Here is a 16,342-nt window from a genome sequence, read left to right as displayed (position 1 = left end):
TCAAGACCAGTCGCCCTCGGGCGTGCCGTTGAAGCGTTTCTTCAGATCGGCCCAGCAGTCGATATAATTGTCCTGCCGGGTTTCGAGCACGGCGCCATAGCGGGTCACCATCTGCGGGAAGCGTGTCTCGAACATGAAGGCCATGGTGTTGGCGAGCTTGACCGGTTTCAGCTCCGCGCGCGAGGCCTTTTCGAAGCCAGGCGCATCGGGTCCGTGGGCCAGCATCATGTTGTGCAGGCTGATGCCGCCGGGCACAAAGCCCTCTTCCTTGGCATCGTACTGACCATGGATCAGGCCCATGAACTCGCTCATGATGTTGCGGTGATACCACGGCGGGCGGAACGTATTTTCGGCAACCAGCCAGCGCGGCGGAAAGATGACGAAATCGATATTGGCAGTGCCTTCCTCGCCGCTCGGCGCGGTCAGCACGGTGAAGATCGATGGGTCGGGATGATCGAACAGGATCGCGCCGACGGGGGAAAACGTCGCAAGATCATATTTGTAGGGTGAATAGTTGCCGTGCCACGCCACCACATCGAGCGGTGAATGATCGATCTCGGTGACATGGAACTGGCCACACCATTTCACGATCAGCCGACAGGGCGTGTCCTTATCCTCGAACCAGGCGCAGGGCGTCTTGAAATCGCGCGGATTGGCCAGGCAATTGGCGCCGATCGGGCCGCGATCCGGCAGCGTCAGCTTGGCGCCGTAATTCTCGCAGACATAGCCGCGCACTTCGGCATCCAACAGTTCGACCTTGAACACCAGGCCACGCGGCAGCACGGCGATCTCGCCTGGCGTGAGTTCGATGACGCCCATCTCGGTGATCAAGCGCAAGGCTCCAACCTGGGGCACGACCAGCAACTCGCCGTCGGCGTTGAAGAAATGGTCGTCGGCCATCGAACGGTTGGCGACATAGACATGTGCCGCCATGCCGGTCTGGCCGAGCACGTCGCCGGCGGTGGTGATCGAGCGCATGCCGGCGATGAAGTCTGTCGGCTCTTTCGGCATCGGCACGGGGCTCCAGCGATACTGGCCGAGAGCGAGCTGGTGGTCGCCGACGTTCGGCGCGCTTTTCCACAGCGGATAATTCGCCGCTTTGAAGCGACCGGTATGCCTGACGCTCGGCCTTATCCGATAAAGCCAGGAGCGCTCATTGGTGCCGCGCGGCGCAGTGAAAGGAGAGCCCGAAAGCTGCTCGGCGTAGAGGCCGTAGGCCGGCCGCTGCGGCGAGTTGCGTCCTTGCGGCAGCGAGCCCGGCAAAGTCTCGGTCTCGAAGTCGTTGCCGAAACCCGGCATGTAGGAATAGGCCATGGCATCCTCCCTGGATACTGACAGAGCGCGCTCCTCGCCTCCGATGGCTGCGGCACTCAAGCATTGACCAAACTGGTTTCATCTGTAACCATTGAAAATGTAACTATCAACCACGGCGTCTGCCGGGATACAAAATCATGGACGTCCTGGAACTCGAAAGCTTCCTGCCCTACCGGCTCTACCGTCTCGCCGATGCCGTCAGCCGGGAATTCTCCAGGATATACAAGGACCGTCACGGCCTGACCCGACCCGAATGGCGCACGCTGGCCGGGCTCGGCCAGCACGGCACCATGACCGCGACGGAACTCGGCGAGCAGTCGGCCATGCACAAGACCAAGGTTTCGCGAGCCGTCGCCGAGCTCGAACGGCGCCGCTGGCTCACTCGCACACCGGATGGAAAAGACAGGCGGGTCGAGCATCTGACGCTGACCCGAGCTGGCCTTGTCGCCTATCGCGAGATGGTGCCGCTGGCTAAAGCGTTCGAGCTGGAATTGCTTGCGAGGCTGAGCACGGAACAGCGAGCGGCCGTTGTCAGCGGAGTGGCGGCCCTGGAGATGGCGTTGCCGGATCGACGAAAGGAGCTGTGAAAGCTGCTACGCAGCGATCGTTCACACCCCCTCTGTCCTGCCGGACATCTCCCCCTCAAGGGGGGAGATTGGACGTCGCTTCGGCTTTCGCCAATCTCCAAAGAAGAGCGATGTCGGCGAAGCTGCCAATCTCCCCCCTTGAGGGGGAGATGGCCGGCAGGACAGAGGGGGGTGCTGTCCCGCCAACATTTCTGATCGCCTACCAGTCCATCACCACCTTGCCGGAATTGCCGCTCTTCATCGCTTCGAAGCCGGAAACATAGTCGTCGATGCCGATGCGGTGGGTGATCAGGCCGCTGACATCGAGAGGACCCTGCACCAGCGCAATCATCTTGTACCAGGTCTCGAACATCTCGCGGCCGTAGATGCCCTTCAGATGCAGCATCTTGAAGATGACCTTGTTCCAGTCGATTTCGAAGCCGGTCGGCGCGATGCCGAGAATGGCGATCTTGCCGCCATTGTTCATGGTGTCGATCATGTCGCGGAAGGCAGGGGCTGCGCCCGACATTTCGAGGCCGACGTCAAAGCCCTCGGTCATGCCAAGCGCCGGCATCACGTCGCGCAGCTTTTCCTTCGATGCGTCGACGACATGCTGAACGCCAAGCTTTTTCGCCAGTGCCAGGCGCACCGGGTTGATATCGGTGATGACCACTTTTCGCGCGCCGACGCACTGCGCCACCAGTGCACCCATGATGCCGATAGGCCCGGCGCCGGTGACCAGCACGTCCTCGCCGACGAGATCAAAGGACAATGCGGTGTGAACAGCATTGCCTAAGGGATCGAAGATCGCCGCGATCTCGTCAGGCACGTCGTCGGGGATCGGCACCACATTGTGCTGCGGGATCGCCAGGTATTCGCCAAAGGCGCCCGGCCGGTTGACGCCGACGCCGAGCGTGTTGCGGCACAAATGCCCCCTGCCCGCCCGGCAGTTGCGGCAATGGCCGCAAACGATATGGCCTTCGCCGGAAACGCGCTGGCCGAGTTTGTACTCGGTCACCGCCGCACCGAAATCGGCGACGGTTCCGACAAATTCGTGGCCGGTAACCATCGGCACCGGCACGGTCTTTTGCGCCCACTGGTCCCAATTATAGATGTGGACGTCGGTGCCGCAGATCGCCGTCTTCCTGATCTTGATCAGCACGTCGTTGGGGCCGATCTCCGGCACCGGCACTTCTTCCATCCAGATGCCCGGCTCGGCCTTGGCCTTGACCAGCGCCTTCATCATGTTCGACATTCTTTTGTTCCCCAGAACCTTAGTCGCTTGAACCTCTTGATCCGGAATCGCTTTTCGGTTCCGGCCGTTCAGGAAATCACGCCGAGTTCCCGACCGACTGCGGCGAACGCCTCAACCGCGCGATCGATGTCTGCGCTGGAATGGGCGGCCGACATCTGCGTGCGGATGCGCGCCTGGCCCTTCGGCACCACCGGGAACGAGAAGCCGATGACATAGATGCCGCGCTTCAGCATCCGCGCCGCCATCTCCTGCGCCAGCGTCGCATCGCCAAGCATCACGGGGATGATCGGGTGGTCAGCGCCGGCCAGGGTGAAGCCGAGCTTGCCCATCTCGGACCGGAAATGCCCGGCATTGTCGTAGAGCCTCTTCCGCAATCCATCCCCGACTTTGATCAGTTCGAAGACCTTTATCGAGGCGCCGGCGATCGCCGGCATCAGCGTGTTGGAAAAAAGATAGGGCCGCGAGCGCTGGCGCAGCCAGTCGACCACCGGCTTCCTGCCCGACGTGTAGCCGCCCGACGCTCCGCCCAATGCCTTGCCGAGCGTACCGGTGATGATGTCCACCCTGCCCTCGACGCCACAATGTTCGGCCGAGCCACGGCCATTCCTGCCGACGAAACCAACTGCATGGCTGTCGTCGACCATCACCATCGCATCGTATTTGTCGGCGATGTCGCAGACGCCCTTCAGATTGGCGATGATGCCATCCATCGAGAACACGCCGTCGGTGGCGATCAGCCGGAACCGGCAGTCGCTCGCGTCTTTCAACCGCGCCTCCAGATCGGCCATGTCGTTGTTGGCGTAGCGGAAGCGCTTTGCCTTCGACAGCCGCACGCCGTCGATGATCGAGGCGTGGTTCAGCGCATCGGAGATGACCGCATCCTCCTCGCCGAGCAGCGTCTCGAACAGGCCGCCATTAGCGTCGAAGCAGGAGCCGTAGAGGATAGTGTCCTCCATGCCGAGGAAATCAGAAATGGTCGCCTCGAGCTGCTTGTGTTCTTCCTGCGTGCCGCAGATGAAGCGCACCGACGCCATGCCGTAGCCGTAACGGTCGAGCGCCTGCTTGGCTGCTTCCCGCAGTTCGGCGCTGTCGGCGAGGCCGAGATAATTATTGGCGCAGAAATTCAGCACCTTCTCGCCGCCCACCTCGATCTCGGCCGATTGGGTCGAGGTTATCACCCGCTCGGATTTGTAGAGACCTGCCGATTTCAGTCCTTCAAGCTCGCTGTCGATGTGGGAAAGGAATGCTTCGGTCATGATCAGGCCCTGTTGAGATCGATGAGGACTGTCGCGCCGCGCGGACGAAAAATCCATCGCAAAAGCGACCGCTTCGGTGGCGGCAATGGCACGGCAGAGGCCACGATGTTCAAATGCAGAGGCGCCGCGAAAGATTGCAATAACCACTTTGCGGGTTTCCCGCCACGGTCGTCGCCGCCGGCCTGTTGCCATCCCAAAGCTGTTAACACTTTGAAGCCAAAGGTTGTCGCACAAGAATTCGTTGGCGAGAGGCCGCCTCAGAAAATGTCACACCAGCCGGTGCACGCCGTTTCGGGCAGGCTCATACTCCTGATCAAATCCGGCTACTGGCTGGCTCTGCTGATCATAGCCGCCATGGTCGTGGCCTCCTTCATCCTGCTGCAGCAGGTGATGGCGACCCAACGGCACAATCAGGCGCTGCTCGATATCGTCAGCACACAAAAAGCCTTGTCGCAGCGCATCGTCTTCCTTGCCGGCGCCACAGGCAGCGCCCCGCGCGATCAAGAGCGCGCCCTGGTTACCGCGCTCAAACAAGCGACGGTGGAGTTCGAGAAGAATTACGATCTGCTGCTCGAACGAACCGCCGCGGATCCGGTGTCGCCGGCAAGGTTCGATCCGAAATCGATCGAGAGCGTGCTTTTCGCCAAGCCGTACCATCTCGACTATTTCTCTGTCGGGCTGATCGCCAATGGCGAGCGCCTGATCTCTTCATTCGAATCGCGGCTCAACACGACAGGCAGCGGCGGCTACAAGGGCGGAGAGGAGCGCGTTAATCTGGACGCTTCCGTTGCCAACGCAACTTTGTCGGGCTACGCAGCACTCGGCCAGCGCATCAGCGCCTACGCGGACCAGCGCTCCGAAAGGCTCCTCGATCTTCACCGCACATTGTTCTACTCGACCATCGGCGTCATGCTGCTGGTGGCACTTTTCATTTTTCGGCCGATGTCGAATGCCATCTTGCGCCGGACGCGCGAGCTGGTCGATGCACGCAATTCCATGGCCTTCATTGCCGTGCATGATGGGCTGACCGGCCTGCACAACCGTACCTTCCTGACCGACCATTTCGATACGTTCATCAGTGGTGCGCAGCGAAGGCGTGAGCGGGTCGCCGTAGTGCAGTTCGACCTCGACCGGTTCAAGCAGATCAACGATACGCTCGGCCATGCCGCCGGCGATTATGTGCTGGTGGTGGCCGCGCAGCGCATGCGCGATTCCTGCCGGACGTCGGATCTCAACGTGCGTCTCGGCGGCGACGAATTCGTTGTCGTCCTCAACGACGCCGGCAGCACCGCGGACATCGATATCGTCGCCAGACGCATGCTGGCCAAACTCAATGAGCCGGTCATCTTCCAAGGCATGACGATCCATCCAGGCGTAAGTGCCGGGATTGCGGTCTACCCCGTCGACGCCGACAATGCGCAGGACCTGCTCGTCCATGCCGATCTGGCACTCTATTCAGCCAAGAGGCAGGGCGGCGGCAGTTTGTCGTTCTTCTCCGATGAGCTGAGGCGCGAACTTGATAATCGCAAGCAGCTCGAACTCGACATCAGGATCGCCATCTCTGAGAAGGCGTTCGAAGTCTATTTCCAGCCGCAGGTGTCGCTGTCGGATGGCGCTATCAGTGGCATCGAGGCTTTGGTTCGCTGGAGGCATGCCGAGCGCGGCATGATCGCGCCGGGCGAGTTCATTCCGATCGCAGAAAAATGCGGCTTGATGCCCGAGATCGGCCGCATCGTTATTGCCAAGGCGATCGACGAAGCAGCCGAATGGAACCGCGCAGGCATCGCCTTCGGACGGATCGCCGTCAATGTGTCCGGCTCGGAGCTGCGCGAGACAGATTTCGAAGTCTTCCTGTTCGGTACGCTGGAGAGGGCTGGCCTGCCCGCGCACAAACTATCGCTGGAGATCGTCGAATCCGTCATTCTCGATGACGAGAAGACCGGTATCGCGGCAAAGCTGCGGCACATCCGCGCCGCCGGCATCCATCTTGAGCTCGATGATTTCGGCACCGGCTACGCATCGCTCAGCCATGTCAATCCAAACGAGATCGACCGGCTGAAGATCGATCGCCGTTTCGTCCAGAACATCAACGAGAACAGCGGCAACACCAAGATCGTGCGTGCCCTCACCGAGCTCGCCCGCGGTCTCGGCATCTCGATCGTCGCCGAGGGCGCCGAAACCGAAGCCGAGCTCGACTCGCTGATGGCGATCGGCTGCGACCAGGTGCAAGGCTATTCCATCGCTTTCCCGATGCCACCGGACAGGGTGCGCGAATGGCTGGTGGCCCGGGCGCCCAAGAAGGCCAGGCTGACGGTGCTGCAGGGCAGCCGGGCGTAGATCCGTCATGGTTCGGGCTTGCGAACCGACCTGATGAGCCGAGGCGGAAGGTCATCCTCATCACCGGGAAATGCTGCCAGCAATTGTCCAATGTTGGGCACACGCGCCAGTTTTTCGTAGTCCTGAAATGACAAAATGACCGCCTGCTTGCGGCCGCGCCGCGTGATGGCCGCCGGTTCTCCCGCGACGACCTGATCGAGCTGCGCCGAGAGTGTAGTCCTGGCATCCTTCAGCGAAATTTCGCGCATAGCGTTTTCCTAGCCTAATTCTAACCCTCGACATTGGCCCGCAGCGCGGCCAGCACCTGTGCAAACTCCGCCAACCTGTCGTCGGATAATCCCTTCCGCAGCCGCTTGTCGAAGGCTAACGCGGCGGTGCGCAATTTCAGGAACAGCGCTTCTCCGGCTTGGGTCAGCTCCACCTGGTGAACCCGGCGATTTTCGGGATCGCGACGCCGTATCAGCAGGCCTTGCGTCTCCATGGCGTTGAGATGATGGGTCAGTGTTGCGCCCCGAATACCGATCATGCCGGCGAGCTCGCGTTGGTTGGCCAGCTCCCGCGACTTGACCGACAGCAAAGTCACCCAGACCGGCAGCGTGCCGCCGGCCTCGACCAGGGCTGCATCGAAAGCCTGCGCCACCAGCTTGGCGGTGCGGGCGAGATTCATCCCGATCGGCGGGCGGTCAAAGGGCGTCATGGTCCGACACTAGAACAAGGGCAAAGCCTATGGAACCGGCTCGAGCTTATGCGTTGACATCTAATCATTTGATATCTATCCATATGGTTAGCGGTGGGCAAGAGAGGAAATGCGGTCATGCAATATGTCTACATCATCGTCCTCGGCCTTCACGTCATGGCGGGTGTGTTCTGGGCCGGCACCACCATCGCGGTTGCCCGCGAACCGGAGATCCGGGCGGAACGTTTCTTCCGGCCGCAAATGGGCGCGGCCGGCGTGGTTTTCCTCACGGGTTTGCTGCTCTGGTATTTCTTCCACAACGGCTCCTTCGGCTCGATGGAGAAGGTCCTGGCGCTGGGCATCTTGACTGCCTTGATTGCCGCCGGGGTCCAGGGCGCACTGGTGGGTTCCGCCAGCAGGCAGTTGGCCGGTGCTGATGCGGCGAAGCAAACCCAGTTGCGCGCGAAGATGACAAAAGGCGAACGCATCGCCGGCGGGCTGCTGGTCATCACCGTGTTCTGCATGGCTACCGCCAGGATGTTTTGAGCGGCCTGCCGCAATCGCAAGATCGTACGGTGTCCGGCCGCAAGCCGGCGGCGTGCGCGGCGCGCAGAACGAGCCGAAGTACCGTGGTGGCTCTCCGTACGGAGGTTCGGCTGCGCGCCACCAATCAATCCAAAATATTCCTCAGATTCGCAAGCCGAACCTGATGCCGTCATAGATGGCGGCGTGGATGTTGCGCGAGGCTACTGCATCGCCGATACGGAAGAGCACGAAACCGGCGTGAGGATTGCGCACGGGAAAGATGTCGCCGCCATTGACCAGCTTTTCGTAGTCGATCGCGCCGGCGTTCTTCGACAGCGGCTTCAGCGCCAGATAGAGATCGTCGAGCGGCAGCGTGCCGTGCTCGACCACCACCTGGTCGACGCGGCGCTCTCCGCGCCAGCCATCAGCGAAGTCGGAGGCGAGCTCGGCGATCAGCTGGTTGCCCTCGCGCCGCACCGAACGCAGCCGTGTGTTGATGGTCACCGTGACACCCTTTTCCTGGAAGGCGCGCATGTAAGGCACATGGTTCATGCCGCCCATTTCCGGCGCGAAGAAGCGCTCTGGTGAAACCAGCTCCAGCCTGGCGCCGCTGTTGGCGATCAGTTCGGCAGCACCCATGCCCTGATGGCCGCCATTGTCGTCATAGAGCAGCACGTTCTCGGCCGGCTTGACGCTGCCGGCCATGATGTCCCAGCTCGAGGTGACGAGATCGTCGCCCGCAGTCAGAGGCGGGTTCTGCGGCAGGCCGCCGGTGGCGATCACCACCACGTCCGGCGACAGCGCCAGCACGTCGTCCTTCTCCGCCCAGGTGTCGTAGCGGATCTCGACGCCGAGCCGGTCCAGCTCGGCCAACCGCCAGTCGATGATGCCGATCAATTCCTTGCGGCGCGGGTTCTGCGTTGCCAGCCGCACTTGGCCGCCGGCCTGGCTCGATGCTTCCAGCACCGTTACCTGGTGCCCGCGCTCGGCGGCGACCCGCGCTGCCTCCAGCCCGCCGGCGCCGGCGCCGACCACGACCACCTTTCGCTTCGGTCCCTCGGTTTTCGGGATGATATGCGGGATATCAGCCTCGCGGCCCGTTGCCGCATTGTGGATGCACAGCGCCTCACCGCCCTCATAGATGCGGTCGAGGCAGTAGGTTGCACCGACGCAAGGACGTATCTCGTGCTCGCGGCCCTCCATCACTTTTTTGACGATGTGCGGGTCGGCGATATGGGCGCGCGTCATGCCGACCATGTCGAGCTTGCCGGTGGCGATGGCGTAACGCGCGGTGGCGACGTCGGAAATCCGCGCAGCATGGAAGGTCGGGAATTTCGTCGCCGCCCTCACCTCGCCGGCGAAGTCGAGATGCGGCGACGACCGCATGCCGGTCACCGGAATGACTTTTGTCAGCGCGGCATCAGTCTCGATCGAGCCACGGATGATGTTGAGGAAATCGACCTTGCCGGAGCCGGCCAGCCGCCTGGCGATTTCGACGCCTTCCTGTTTCGACAGGCCTTTCTCGAAATCCTCGTCGGCGACCATGCGGATGCCGACGACGAACTTTTCGCCGACCGCGGCACGCACCGCATCGAGCACCATTCCGGTGAAGCGCAGCCGGTTGTCGAGCGAGCCGCCGAAATCGTCGTCGCGCTGGTTGGTGGCCGGCGACCAGAAGCCGTCCATCAGGTGGCCGTAGGCCTCGAATTCGATGCCGTCGAGGCCGGCAGCCTGGCAGCGCTGGGCGGCCGCCGCGTAGTCGGCGACGATGCGCTCGATATCCCAGTCCTCGATAATCTTGGGAAAGGCGCGATGCGCCGGTTCGCGCACCGGCGAAGCCGACAGCACCGGCAGCCAGTCGGCCTTGTTCCAGCCGGTGCGGCGGCCGAGATGGGTGATCTGGATCATCACCTTGCAGTCATGCTCGTGGCAGGCATCGGTAAGCTCGGCGAGCCACGGCACGATGCGGTCGTCATAGACATGCAGATTGCCGAAGGCGGCCGGGCTGTCGCGCGAGACGATCGCCGAGCCGGCGGTCATGGTCAGCGCCATGCCGCCCTTGGCCTTTTCGGCATGGTAGAGCCGGTACCGCTCCTTTGGCATGCCGTCCTCAGAATAGGCCGGCTCATGGCTGGTCGACATCACCCGGTTCTTCAGCGTCAGATGCTTGAGCTGATAGGGCTGGAGGAGCGGGTCGTTGCTAGTCATCGTCTTCCTGCTGTTTCAAATTGTGCTAATGAGCGGCAAATTTTTGTTTTTACGCATGTCGCTATCCCAAAATCGCTGCGCAGTTTTGGGCGACATGCAGCAAGGAACCTGCTCATGACCGATACGAAAAACCTCACCCAGCTCGGCACCAACGTCGAGGCGCCACAGAGCCCTGAAGCGGCAGTCCTGGAAACCGTGCCATTTTCGCGCGGCGACGGCCCGCCGGCCGTCGTTCGCTTCACCTGCCCGGAATTCACTTCGCTCTGCCCGGTCACCGGCCAGCCGGACTTCGCCCATATCGTCGTCGACTACGCACCCGATGCGCTGCTGGTGGAATCGAAGTCGCTCAAGCTGTTCATGACCTCGTTTCGCAACCATGGCGCGTTCCACGAAGAATGCACCGTCATGATCGGCCGCCGCATCATCGCCGCGACCAAGCCATTGTGGTTGCGCATCGGCGGCTACTGGTATCCGCGCGGCGGCATTCCGATCGACGTGTTCTGGCAGACGGGCGCCCCGCCGGAAGGTGTGTGGCTGCCCGACACCGGCGTCGCCCCCTATCGCGGGCGCGGGTGAGCCTGAGTTTCTGAGGAAAATACGTTGCATCAGTTGAGCGGGAGCCGCCGGTAGCGGCCGGGATTGTTCGGGTCGCTGAAATGGCCCATCGGCCCGTGTTCGGCGAAGTGGCCCGCCCAGCGTTTCATCGCAGCCGGATCGAGTCCGACGCCCAGCCCGTCACCCTCCGGCACGCGCACCGTATTGCCCGTCTGGCGGAAAGGACCGTCCTTGATGACATCGCCGATCTGCCAGCGAAACAGCGACTGCGATGCTTCGGTGATCCACGGTGTCGCCGCCACGACGTGCAGATAAGCCGATGTCATGATGCCGAGATCGTTCGAATAGCACCAGAACCCCTTGCCCATCGCCTCACAGGCGGCGATGAATTTCAGAGTTTTCGACAATCCGCCGAGTGCTGCGAAATTGCAGACGAAGTAATCCGGCGCACCGAGCGCGACTGCCCGTCTGAGATCCGGGATGTGCGTGGAGAACGGAATGCGCGAATGCTGGCGCAGCGCTGCCATCTCCTCGAAGGTCGCGACCGGATCCTCGTAATTGCGGATGTTGAACGGCTCGATCTCGCGCAGTACCCAGCGCGCTGTGGTCAGCGACCACTGCATGTTGGAATCGAGTTTGATCTGCGCCTTATCGCCAAGCGCCTCGCGCAGCATGCGCACTGTCCTGATCTCGAGCTCGGGATCGCCCATGATCAGCTTGCCCTCGAAGATCGTCGAGCCGTGCTGTTCTCGCATGCCGAGACAATAGTCGACGATCGCTTCGGCGGTCATCTCGCCGCCGGCTCCGCCTTGAGCGGGGCGAAAGGCGAAATATTCCGAAAACGGAATGCCCTTGCGCACCGCGCCGCCGAGCAGCTTATAGAGCGGCATGCCGAAGACCTTGCCTCTTATATCCCAGAGCGCCAGTTCGATGGCGCCGAACGCCACCGTGGCTGCGTTCTCGCCGGTGTTGGCGGTGATCTGCCAGGGCGGCACACAGCGCGCCTCGCAGTCGGCGATGTCGAGCGGATCGGCGCCAATCAGCGCCGGCGCGATCTCGGCCTTGATCACCTCGCCGAAATGCCACCATGGCGCCTCGCCCAGTCCGACCACGCCTTCGTCCGTCTCGACCTCGATGATCGATTTCGAGGCGCCGCCGTAGAGACCAGCCGTCCACCAGAACGGAGCATCGAGCGGGACGTTGACGTGGGTGACGCGGATGTTGCTGATCTTCATCGGTTCCGTTCTCACTCACACTGGTATTGGCTGAGCGCCCATTCGCCTGTCACCGAGAGCAGGTCCGATATCTTCCAGTCGCCGTCGACCTTTTTGAGCTTCCATTCCAGCCGGTGCGGATTGCCGGAGGCGACGAAAGCGACAACGACCTTGGCCTGGTCGCCCTTGACCGCTTCGATGGTCTTCAGGCTCTTGTCGATCTCCGCCTCGTCGTATTCGGCATTGTCGAGCGCCATGTTGGGATCGAGGCACTCGCCCTGCCCCGACTTCCGCAGCGCGTCGCTCTTGTCCAGCACCGACTTTGCCGGATCGGTGAAATGGCCCCGCTGAGCCGGATCGACCTCGAGCCCGGCATGCTCGTAGAACGGCTTCACCACCGCCGTCGGCGAGCCCGGCTGCACGGGTGCGGCCGGTGCGTTTTCTGCCGGCGACTCTGCCGGCGGAGGTGCCGCGTTGTCGGCCGGCGCGTCTGCGGGCGGCGCGCCCAACAGGCCCTGAGCGGCGGCGCTGCTCAATCCGGCCAGCAGGCACGCAGTCGCCAGAACCCAGGGACGGCAGCGGAGCACGGCATCACTCCGGGGTCTGCCCGGCCAGACATTCGAGCGCACTGAGTGTCCAGCCGCTGGTCTTCGAGGTGATGTCGGCGACCTTCCACTGGCCATCGATCTTCCTGAGTGACCAGACCATTTCGCGTTTGGAATCATCGCCTTCCGGGAAAAGGTTGAACGTCGCCGTCACCTCGGCGCTGTCGCCATCCAGCGTTTCGGCCAGCGTCAGCGTCTTGGCCACGGTCTTCTCGTCATAGTCCTGCGCATCGAGACCAGGGGCGAAGTCGATGCAGGGAACTTCATCCGGATGGTTCTTTGCCGCGTTGTCGTTCAGTTCGAACAGTTTCGTCACCGGCGCGGTGAAGCGGTCGCGATATTGCGCATCGGCCTCGAATTTGACCGACGGGACATAGAAGAACTTCACGGCGTTGGCAGCAGGGCCGGCAAACGCGGCCGCCGACAAGGCCATCGAAAGCGCGGCAACAAAAAGTGGCAGTTTCATGCGTGTCCCCGATTGTTCACTGACGGAAGCTATCAGTACCACGCATCTTGCCTGTCGGCTTTCTTGCGGTCCATGAAATCCTGCAACGCGTCCTCTGCTGGCAACTCAGGCGTTCAGCCAGACGTTCTGGAGATCCATCTCGAAGGTTTGGTGGACACCGTAGTTCTTCACCTTCTCGTTCATGTGGCTGAACAGCTTCTGCCAAAACGGCTGAATGATGACGCCCGAATCCTGGAGGATCTGCTCGATGTCCTTCATGACCTCGCGGCGCTTCTCGACGTCGATAAGCGACAGAGCCTGCTTGAGCTTGGCATCGAAATCAGGGTTCGAGTAGCCGGTTTCGTTCCACGCCTCGCCGGTGCGATAGCCGAGCGCCAGCACCTGGACGCCAAGCGGGCGCATGTACCAGATGGTCATCGAATAGGGGTATTTCGTCCAGTCGTTCCAGAAGGTCGAACCCGGCAGCACGGTGCGCTTCACCTTGATCCCGGCATCGCGCAACTGGCCGGCAATAGCGTCGCCGGTATTCTTTTGCCAATCGTCCTCGACGGTGATCAGTTCATGCTCGAAGTCGGCCTGCTTGGCCTCGGCCATCAGCTTCTTGGCGCCCGCGGCGTCACGTGTCTTCTTGGGCAGCGCGAAGTATTCCGGATGAATCGGGCTGACGTGATGGTTTTCACCAACAGTCCCTCGCCCGGCATAGCCAAGTTCGAGCACCGCCTGGTTGTCGACGGCCATTTGCAGGGCGTTGCGGACGCGCTTGTCGTCGTAGGGCTTGTGCGTGACGTTGGTCCGGGCAACGAGCGTGGTCGCTGTTGCGACCTCCGATTTTACCAGCCCCATCTTGTCGAGGATGTCTATGAAGTCGGCGGGCGTCTCGAAGTTGAGATCGATTTCGCCGGAGTCGAATGCATTTATCGACGCGTTGAAATCGGTTCCGTAGTCGATGAATTCGACGCCGTCGAGAAGCGCTTCACCGCCCCACCACTTGCCAGTCTCACGACGCTTGACGACCGCTTTCTGGCCGACCGCATAAGACACCAGTTCGAATGGCCCGGTGCCAATCGGCTTCTCGATCGGATTGGCGCCGTCGGCGTCGAAGTTGCGATGGACCACCAGCGCTGGATAGTCGGTGAAGTTCGGGATCAGCGAGATGTCCGGCTCGTTCAGCTTCAGCTTGACCGTGTTGTCGTCGACCTTGGTGATCGCGCCATCCCTGGCCTTGCCGGTTTTTGCGTCGATCAGCGCACCGACGCGCGCGGCCATGGAATTGCCGGCGGCAGCCTTTTCGCACCAGCGCGTCAGATTGTAGGCCACATCATCGGCGCCGAAAGCATCACCATTGGTCCAGGTGATGCCCTTGCGCACATGCAGCACATATTCGGTGGCGTCGTCATTGACCTCCCAGCTTTCAAGCAGAACCGGCTCGAAAGTGAACTGGCGGGTGTAGCGGACAAGCGGCTCGAGCCAGCAGCGTGAAATGTTCGCAAGTTCCACCCAGTCGTAGGTGCGCGGGTCCTTTTGTGCCTTCACCGACATCGAAACATGCAGCGTGCCGCCTTTCTTCGGCTCTTCAGCCAAAGCCCGTTCTGGCACGGCAAGACCGATCATGCCGTAGGCAAGGGCCGTCGATGCGCCGAAAGCGCTTGCCAGAGCCAGAAACTCGCGCCGATCCACACGACCTGCACGCGCCTCGCTGGCCATCGCTTCGATGGCGCTCGGTACGCGATCACCATTGCTTCTGAAGAGTGTCATTTTTTCCTCCGTTATGGTTCCCATCGGGTCTTCGCCCGTTATCAACTAACGCTGTCCGGTAGTTTCTCCTCGCGCCGCGCAATCAAATCTTTGAGACCATCGGCGATGCCCTCATCGAGCTTCGGCTCCTCATAATCGGCGAGCATGTTGCGCGCTTTCTCGCGGCCGCGGGTGTCGTGGTCCTTTGCTCCTTCCGCCTTCCACTGTTCGAACGAATTGAAGTCCATGATGCTCGGTATGAAGAAGGCGGACTCGAAATGCTGGAGCGTGTGTTGGGTGCCGAGGAAATGGCCCTGCGGTCCGACCTCGCGGATAGCCGCCATAGCCTCCTTGAAATCGTCGAATGGCAGCCCGCCAGCATATTTGTACCAGCCGACAAGCTGCTCGCAGTCGGTGGCAAATTTCGAATAGCCGCAGGTCAGGCCGGCCTCGAGCCAACCGGCGGAGTGCCAGATGTAGTTGGCGCCGGCAAGGATGGCGGCATGCATCAGCATGTTCGCCTCGTAGCCCGCCTGGGCGTCGTTCAGCTTCGAACCGACATGGAAACCGGACGTGCGCCACGGCAGCCGATACTTCCGCGCCAGCGCGCCCATGAGATACATCATCTGGGCCGCCTCCGGCGTGCCGCCCATGGGAGCGCCGGTCTTCATGTCGACCGTCACCATGAACTGTCCGTAGATCTGCGGCGAACCCGGACGCAAGAGCTGTGTGAACGCGACGCCCGCCAGCGCTTCGGCATTGACCTGCGCGACCGCACCGACTGCAGAGGCCGAAGTCGAGGCGCCGCAAAGGGCGAAGGGCGCGAGGATCAGCGGCTGGTTGTGGCGCGCATAGACTTTCATCGCGTCCAGCATGGTGGCATCCCAGACCAGCGGCGAATTGCAGTTGGTGATCGCCACCAGGACCGGGTTGTCGCGGACATAGTACTCGCCGAACACGATGCCTGCCATCGCCATCGTGTCTTCGGCTCGATCTTTGGAGGTCACGATGCCCATGAACGGCTTGTCGGAGTGCTTCAGCGCTGAATGGATGATGTGGAGGTGACGCTTCGGCACCGCGATTTCCATCGGCTCGCAGATGATCGAGCTCGACGAATGCAGCGCCGGCGCCATGTAGGCCAGCTTGTGGAAATTGTTGAGGTCGGCGAGTGTGCCGTAGCGCCTGTTGTTGTCGAGGTCGCGCACATAAGGCGCCCCGTACATCGGCACGAAGATGGAGTTGTTTCCACCCACACGTACGGAACGCTGGGGATTCCTCGCATTGAGCGTGAACTCCGACGGGACCTTCGAGACGAGGTCCATCAGCAGGGCGCGGTCGATCCGGACCCTTGTCTCGGAGACATCGGCGCCCGCCGCCTTCCACATTGCGATAGCCTCGTCGTCGCGGAACTCGCATCCCACCTCTTCGAGGATGCTGAGCGACTCCTGGTGGATGAGCTCCACCGCCTCGTCCGGGACCATCTGATACACCGGAATCTTGCGAACCAGGGTCGGAAATGACGCTACGGGAGCTCCCCGCAGCGCCTTGCGCCCCAGGCGGCCACCCGCGCGACGATTGGTATGTTCGCTCACTTCAACGGCCGGTGCGTTCATGGAGGCTCCATCTTCCTG

At 61.9% G+C, this 16,342-nt stretch carries 15 protein-coding genes; 4 read left to right on the top strand and 11 right to left on the bottom strand.

All coding sequences use genetic code 11. The features are described from left to right. Entirely contained in the window at window positions 1–1,314 is a 1,314-nt protein-coding gene (hmgA, locus tag NKH01_RS15360; RefSeq protein WP_353020890.1) for a homogentisate 1,2-dioxygenase, read from the bottom strand. 137 nt (window positions 1,315–1,451) lie between these two features. Between hmgA and NKH01_RS15355 the strand changes: the two genes are divergently transcribed. Then, window positions 1,452–1,901, top strand: a complete 450-nt coding sequence (locus NKH01_RS15355; protein ID WP_023717189.1) for a MarR family winged helix-turn-helix transcriptional regulator — start codon at window positions 1,452–1,454, stop codon at window positions 1,899–1,901. 199 nt (window positions 1,902–2,100) lie between these two features. On the opposite strand, the gene tdh is transcribed toward NKH01_RS15355, so the two are convergent. Together tdh and NKH01_RS15345 are read right to left on the bottom strand one after the other, a co-directional pair. Further along, window positions 2,101–3,135 carry an L-threonine 3-dehydrogenase gene (gene tdh / locus NKH01_RS15350; RefSeq protein ID WP_023717188.1) on the bottom strand — a complete coding sequence of 345 codons (1,035 nt, stop codon included), beginning with the start codon at window positions 3,133–3,135 and terminating at the stop codon, window positions 2,101–2,103. 68 nt (window positions 3,136–3,203) lie between these two features. Further along, window positions 3,204–4,391, bottom strand: coding sequence for a glycine C-acetyltransferase (locus tag NKH01_RS15345; RefSeq protein ID WP_353020887.1), 1,188 nt, complete (start codon window positions 4,389–4,391; stop codon window positions 3,204–3,206). A 264-nt stretch (window positions 4,392–4,655) separates the two neighbouring features. Between NKH01_RS15345 and NKH01_RS15340 the strand changes: the two genes are divergently transcribed. Then, window positions 4,656–6,728, top strand: a complete 2,073-nt coding sequence (locus NKH01_RS15340) for a putative bifunctional diguanylate cyclase/phosphodiesterase (RefSeq protein ID WP_353020885.1) — start codon at window positions 4,656–4,658, stop codon at window positions 6,726–6,728. A gap of 5 nt (window positions 6,729–6,733) precedes the next feature. On the opposite strand, the gene NKH01_RS15335 is transcribed toward NKH01_RS15340, so the two are convergent. Continuing rightward, the gene (locus NKH01_RS15335; protein WP_353020882.1) at window positions 6,734–6,976 is read right to left on the bottom strand and encodes a type II toxin-antitoxin system Phd/YefM family antitoxin; all 243 of its coding nucleotides are present in this window, start codon (window positions 6,974–6,976) and stop codon (window positions 6,734–6,736) included. Between the two features lie 20 nt (window positions 6,977–6,996). After that, entirely contained in the window at window positions 6,997–7,395 is a 399-nt protein-coding gene (locus NKH01_RS15330; protein WP_353020880.1) for a MarR family winged helix-turn-helix transcriptional regulator, read from the bottom strand. 147 nt (window positions 7,396–7,542) lie between these two features. Here NKH01_RS15330 and NKH01_RS15325 point away from each other — a divergent pair, with 147 nt between their 5' ends. After that, complete coding sequence (locus NKH01_RS15325) at window positions 7,543–7,950, top strand: hypothetical protein (protein WP_023674396.1); 408 nt, start codon at window positions 7,543–7,545, stop codon at window positions 7,948–7,950. 141 nt (window positions 7,951–8,091) lie between these two features. On the opposite strand, the gene NKH01_RS15320 is transcribed toward NKH01_RS15325, so the two are convergent. After that, a complete protein-coding gene (locus NKH01_RS15320; RefSeq protein WP_352481281.1) occupies window positions 8,092–10,137 on the bottom strand; it encodes an oxidoreductase in 2,046 nt (681 codons plus the stop codon). 114 nt (window positions 10,138–10,251) lie between these two features. Here NKH01_RS15320 and queF point away from each other — a divergent pair, with 114 nt between their 5' ends. Next, window positions 10,252–10,713, top strand: coding sequence for a preQ(1) synthase (queF, locus tag NKH01_RS15315; protein ID WP_353020877.1), 462 nt, complete (start codon window positions 10,252–10,254; stop codon window positions 10,711–10,713). 29 nt (window positions 10,714–10,742) lie between these two features. Here the strand turns inward: queF and NKH01_RS15310 are convergent, their stop codons facing one another. From NKH01_RS15310 to NKH01_RS15290, 5 genes are all read right to left on the bottom strand, one after another. Next, the gene (locus NKH01_RS15310) at window positions 10,743–11,927 is read right to left on the bottom strand and encodes a mandelate racemase/muconate lactonizing enzyme family protein (RefSeq protein WP_353020874.1); all 1,185 of its coding nucleotides are present in this window, start codon (window positions 11,925–11,927) and stop codon (window positions 10,743–10,745) included. Between the two features lie 11 nt (window positions 11,928–11,938). Continuing rightward, window positions 11,939–12,493, bottom strand: coding sequence for a hypothetical protein (locus NKH01_RS15305; RefSeq protein ID WP_352588473.1), 555 nt, complete (start codon window positions 12,491–12,493; stop codon window positions 11,939–11,941). Window positions 12,494–12,497: 4 nt separating this feature from the next. Beyond that, window positions 12,498–12,977: a DUF3828 domain-containing protein gene (locus tag NKH01_RS15300; protein WP_353020872.1), complete on the bottom strand. Its 480-nt coding sequence runs from the start codon at window positions 12,975–12,977 to the stop codon at window positions 12,498–12,500. A gap of 105 nt (window positions 12,978–13,082) precedes the next feature. Beyond that, entirely contained in the window at window positions 13,083–14,732 is a 1,650-nt protein-coding gene (locus NKH01_RS15295; RefSeq protein ID WP_353006789.1) for an ABC transporter substrate-binding protein, read from the bottom strand. A gap of 41 nt (window positions 14,733–14,773) precedes the next feature. Next, window positions 14,774–16,324, bottom strand: a complete 1,551-nt coding sequence (locus NKH01_RS15290; RefSeq protein ID WP_353020870.1) for a trimethylamine methyltransferase family protein — start codon at window positions 16,322–16,324, stop codon at window positions 14,774–14,776. Window positions 16,325–16,342: the final 18 nt, after the last annotated feature.

It is taken from the genome of Mesorhizobium sp. M1403, assembly GCF_040317695.1.
Classification (GTDB): Bacteria; Pseudomonadota; Alphaproteobacteria; order Rhizobiales; family Rhizobiaceae; genus Mesorhizobium.
Note: the sequence above shows the minus strand (reverse complement) of the source record. Positions and strands in the feature narration are given on the sequence as shown.

Bases quoted from the DNA above. Each gene is read 5' to 3' on its own strand.
- hmgA (WP_353020890.1), bottom strand. From the start codon at position 1,314: ATGGCCTATTCCTACATGCCGGGTTTCGGCAACGACTTCGAGACCGAG.
- NKH01_RS15355 (WP_023717189.1), top strand. From the start codon at position 1,452: ATGGACGTCCTGGAACTCGAAAGCTTCCTGCCCTACCGGCTCTACCGT.
- tdh (WP_023717188.1), bottom strand. From the start codon at position 3,135: ATGTCGAACATGATGAAGGCGCTGGTCAAGGCCAAGGCCGAGCCGGGC.
- NKH01_RS15345 (WP_353020887.1), bottom strand. From the start codon at position 4,391: ATGACCGAAGCATTCCTTTCCCACATCGACAGCGAGCTTGAAGGACTG.
- NKH01_RS15340 (WP_353020885.1), top strand. From the start codon at position 4,656: ATGTCACACCAGCCGGTGCACGCCGTTTCGGGCAGGCTCATACTCCTG.
- NKH01_RS15335 (WP_353020882.1), bottom strand. From the start codon at position 6,976: ATGCGCGAAATTTCGCTGAAGGATGCCAGGACTACACTCTCGGCGCAG.
- NKH01_RS15330 (WP_353020880.1), bottom strand. From the start codon at position 7,395: ATGAATCTCGCCCGCACCGCCAAGCTGGTGGCGCAGGCTTTCGATGCA.
- NKH01_RS15325 (WP_023674396.1), top strand. From the start codon at position 7,543: ATGCAATATGTCTACATCATCGTCCTCGGCCTTCACGTCATGGCGGGT.
- NKH01_RS15320 (WP_352481281.1), bottom strand. From the start codon at position 10,137: ATGACTAGCAACGACCCGCTCCTCCAGCCCTATCAGCTCAAGCATCTG.
- queF (WP_353020877.1), top strand. From the start codon at position 10,252: ATGACCGATACGAAAAACCTCACCCAGCTCGGCACCAACGTCGAGGCG.
- NKH01_RS15310 (WP_353020874.1), bottom strand. From the start codon at position 11,927: ATGAAGATCAGCAACATCCGCGTCACCCACGTCAACGTCCCGCTCGAT.
- NKH01_RS15300 (WP_353020872.1), bottom strand. From the start codon at position 12,977: ATGAAACTGCCACTTTTTGTTGCCGCGCTTTCGATGGCCTTGTCGGCG.
- NKH01_RS15295 (WP_353006789.1), bottom strand. From the start codon at position 14,732: ATGACACTCTTCAGAAGCAATGGTGATCGCGTACCGAGCGCCATCGAA.
- NKH01_RS15290 (WP_353020870.1), bottom strand. From the start codon at position 16,324: ATGAACGCACCGGCCGTTGAAGTGAGCGAACATACCAATCGTCGCGCG.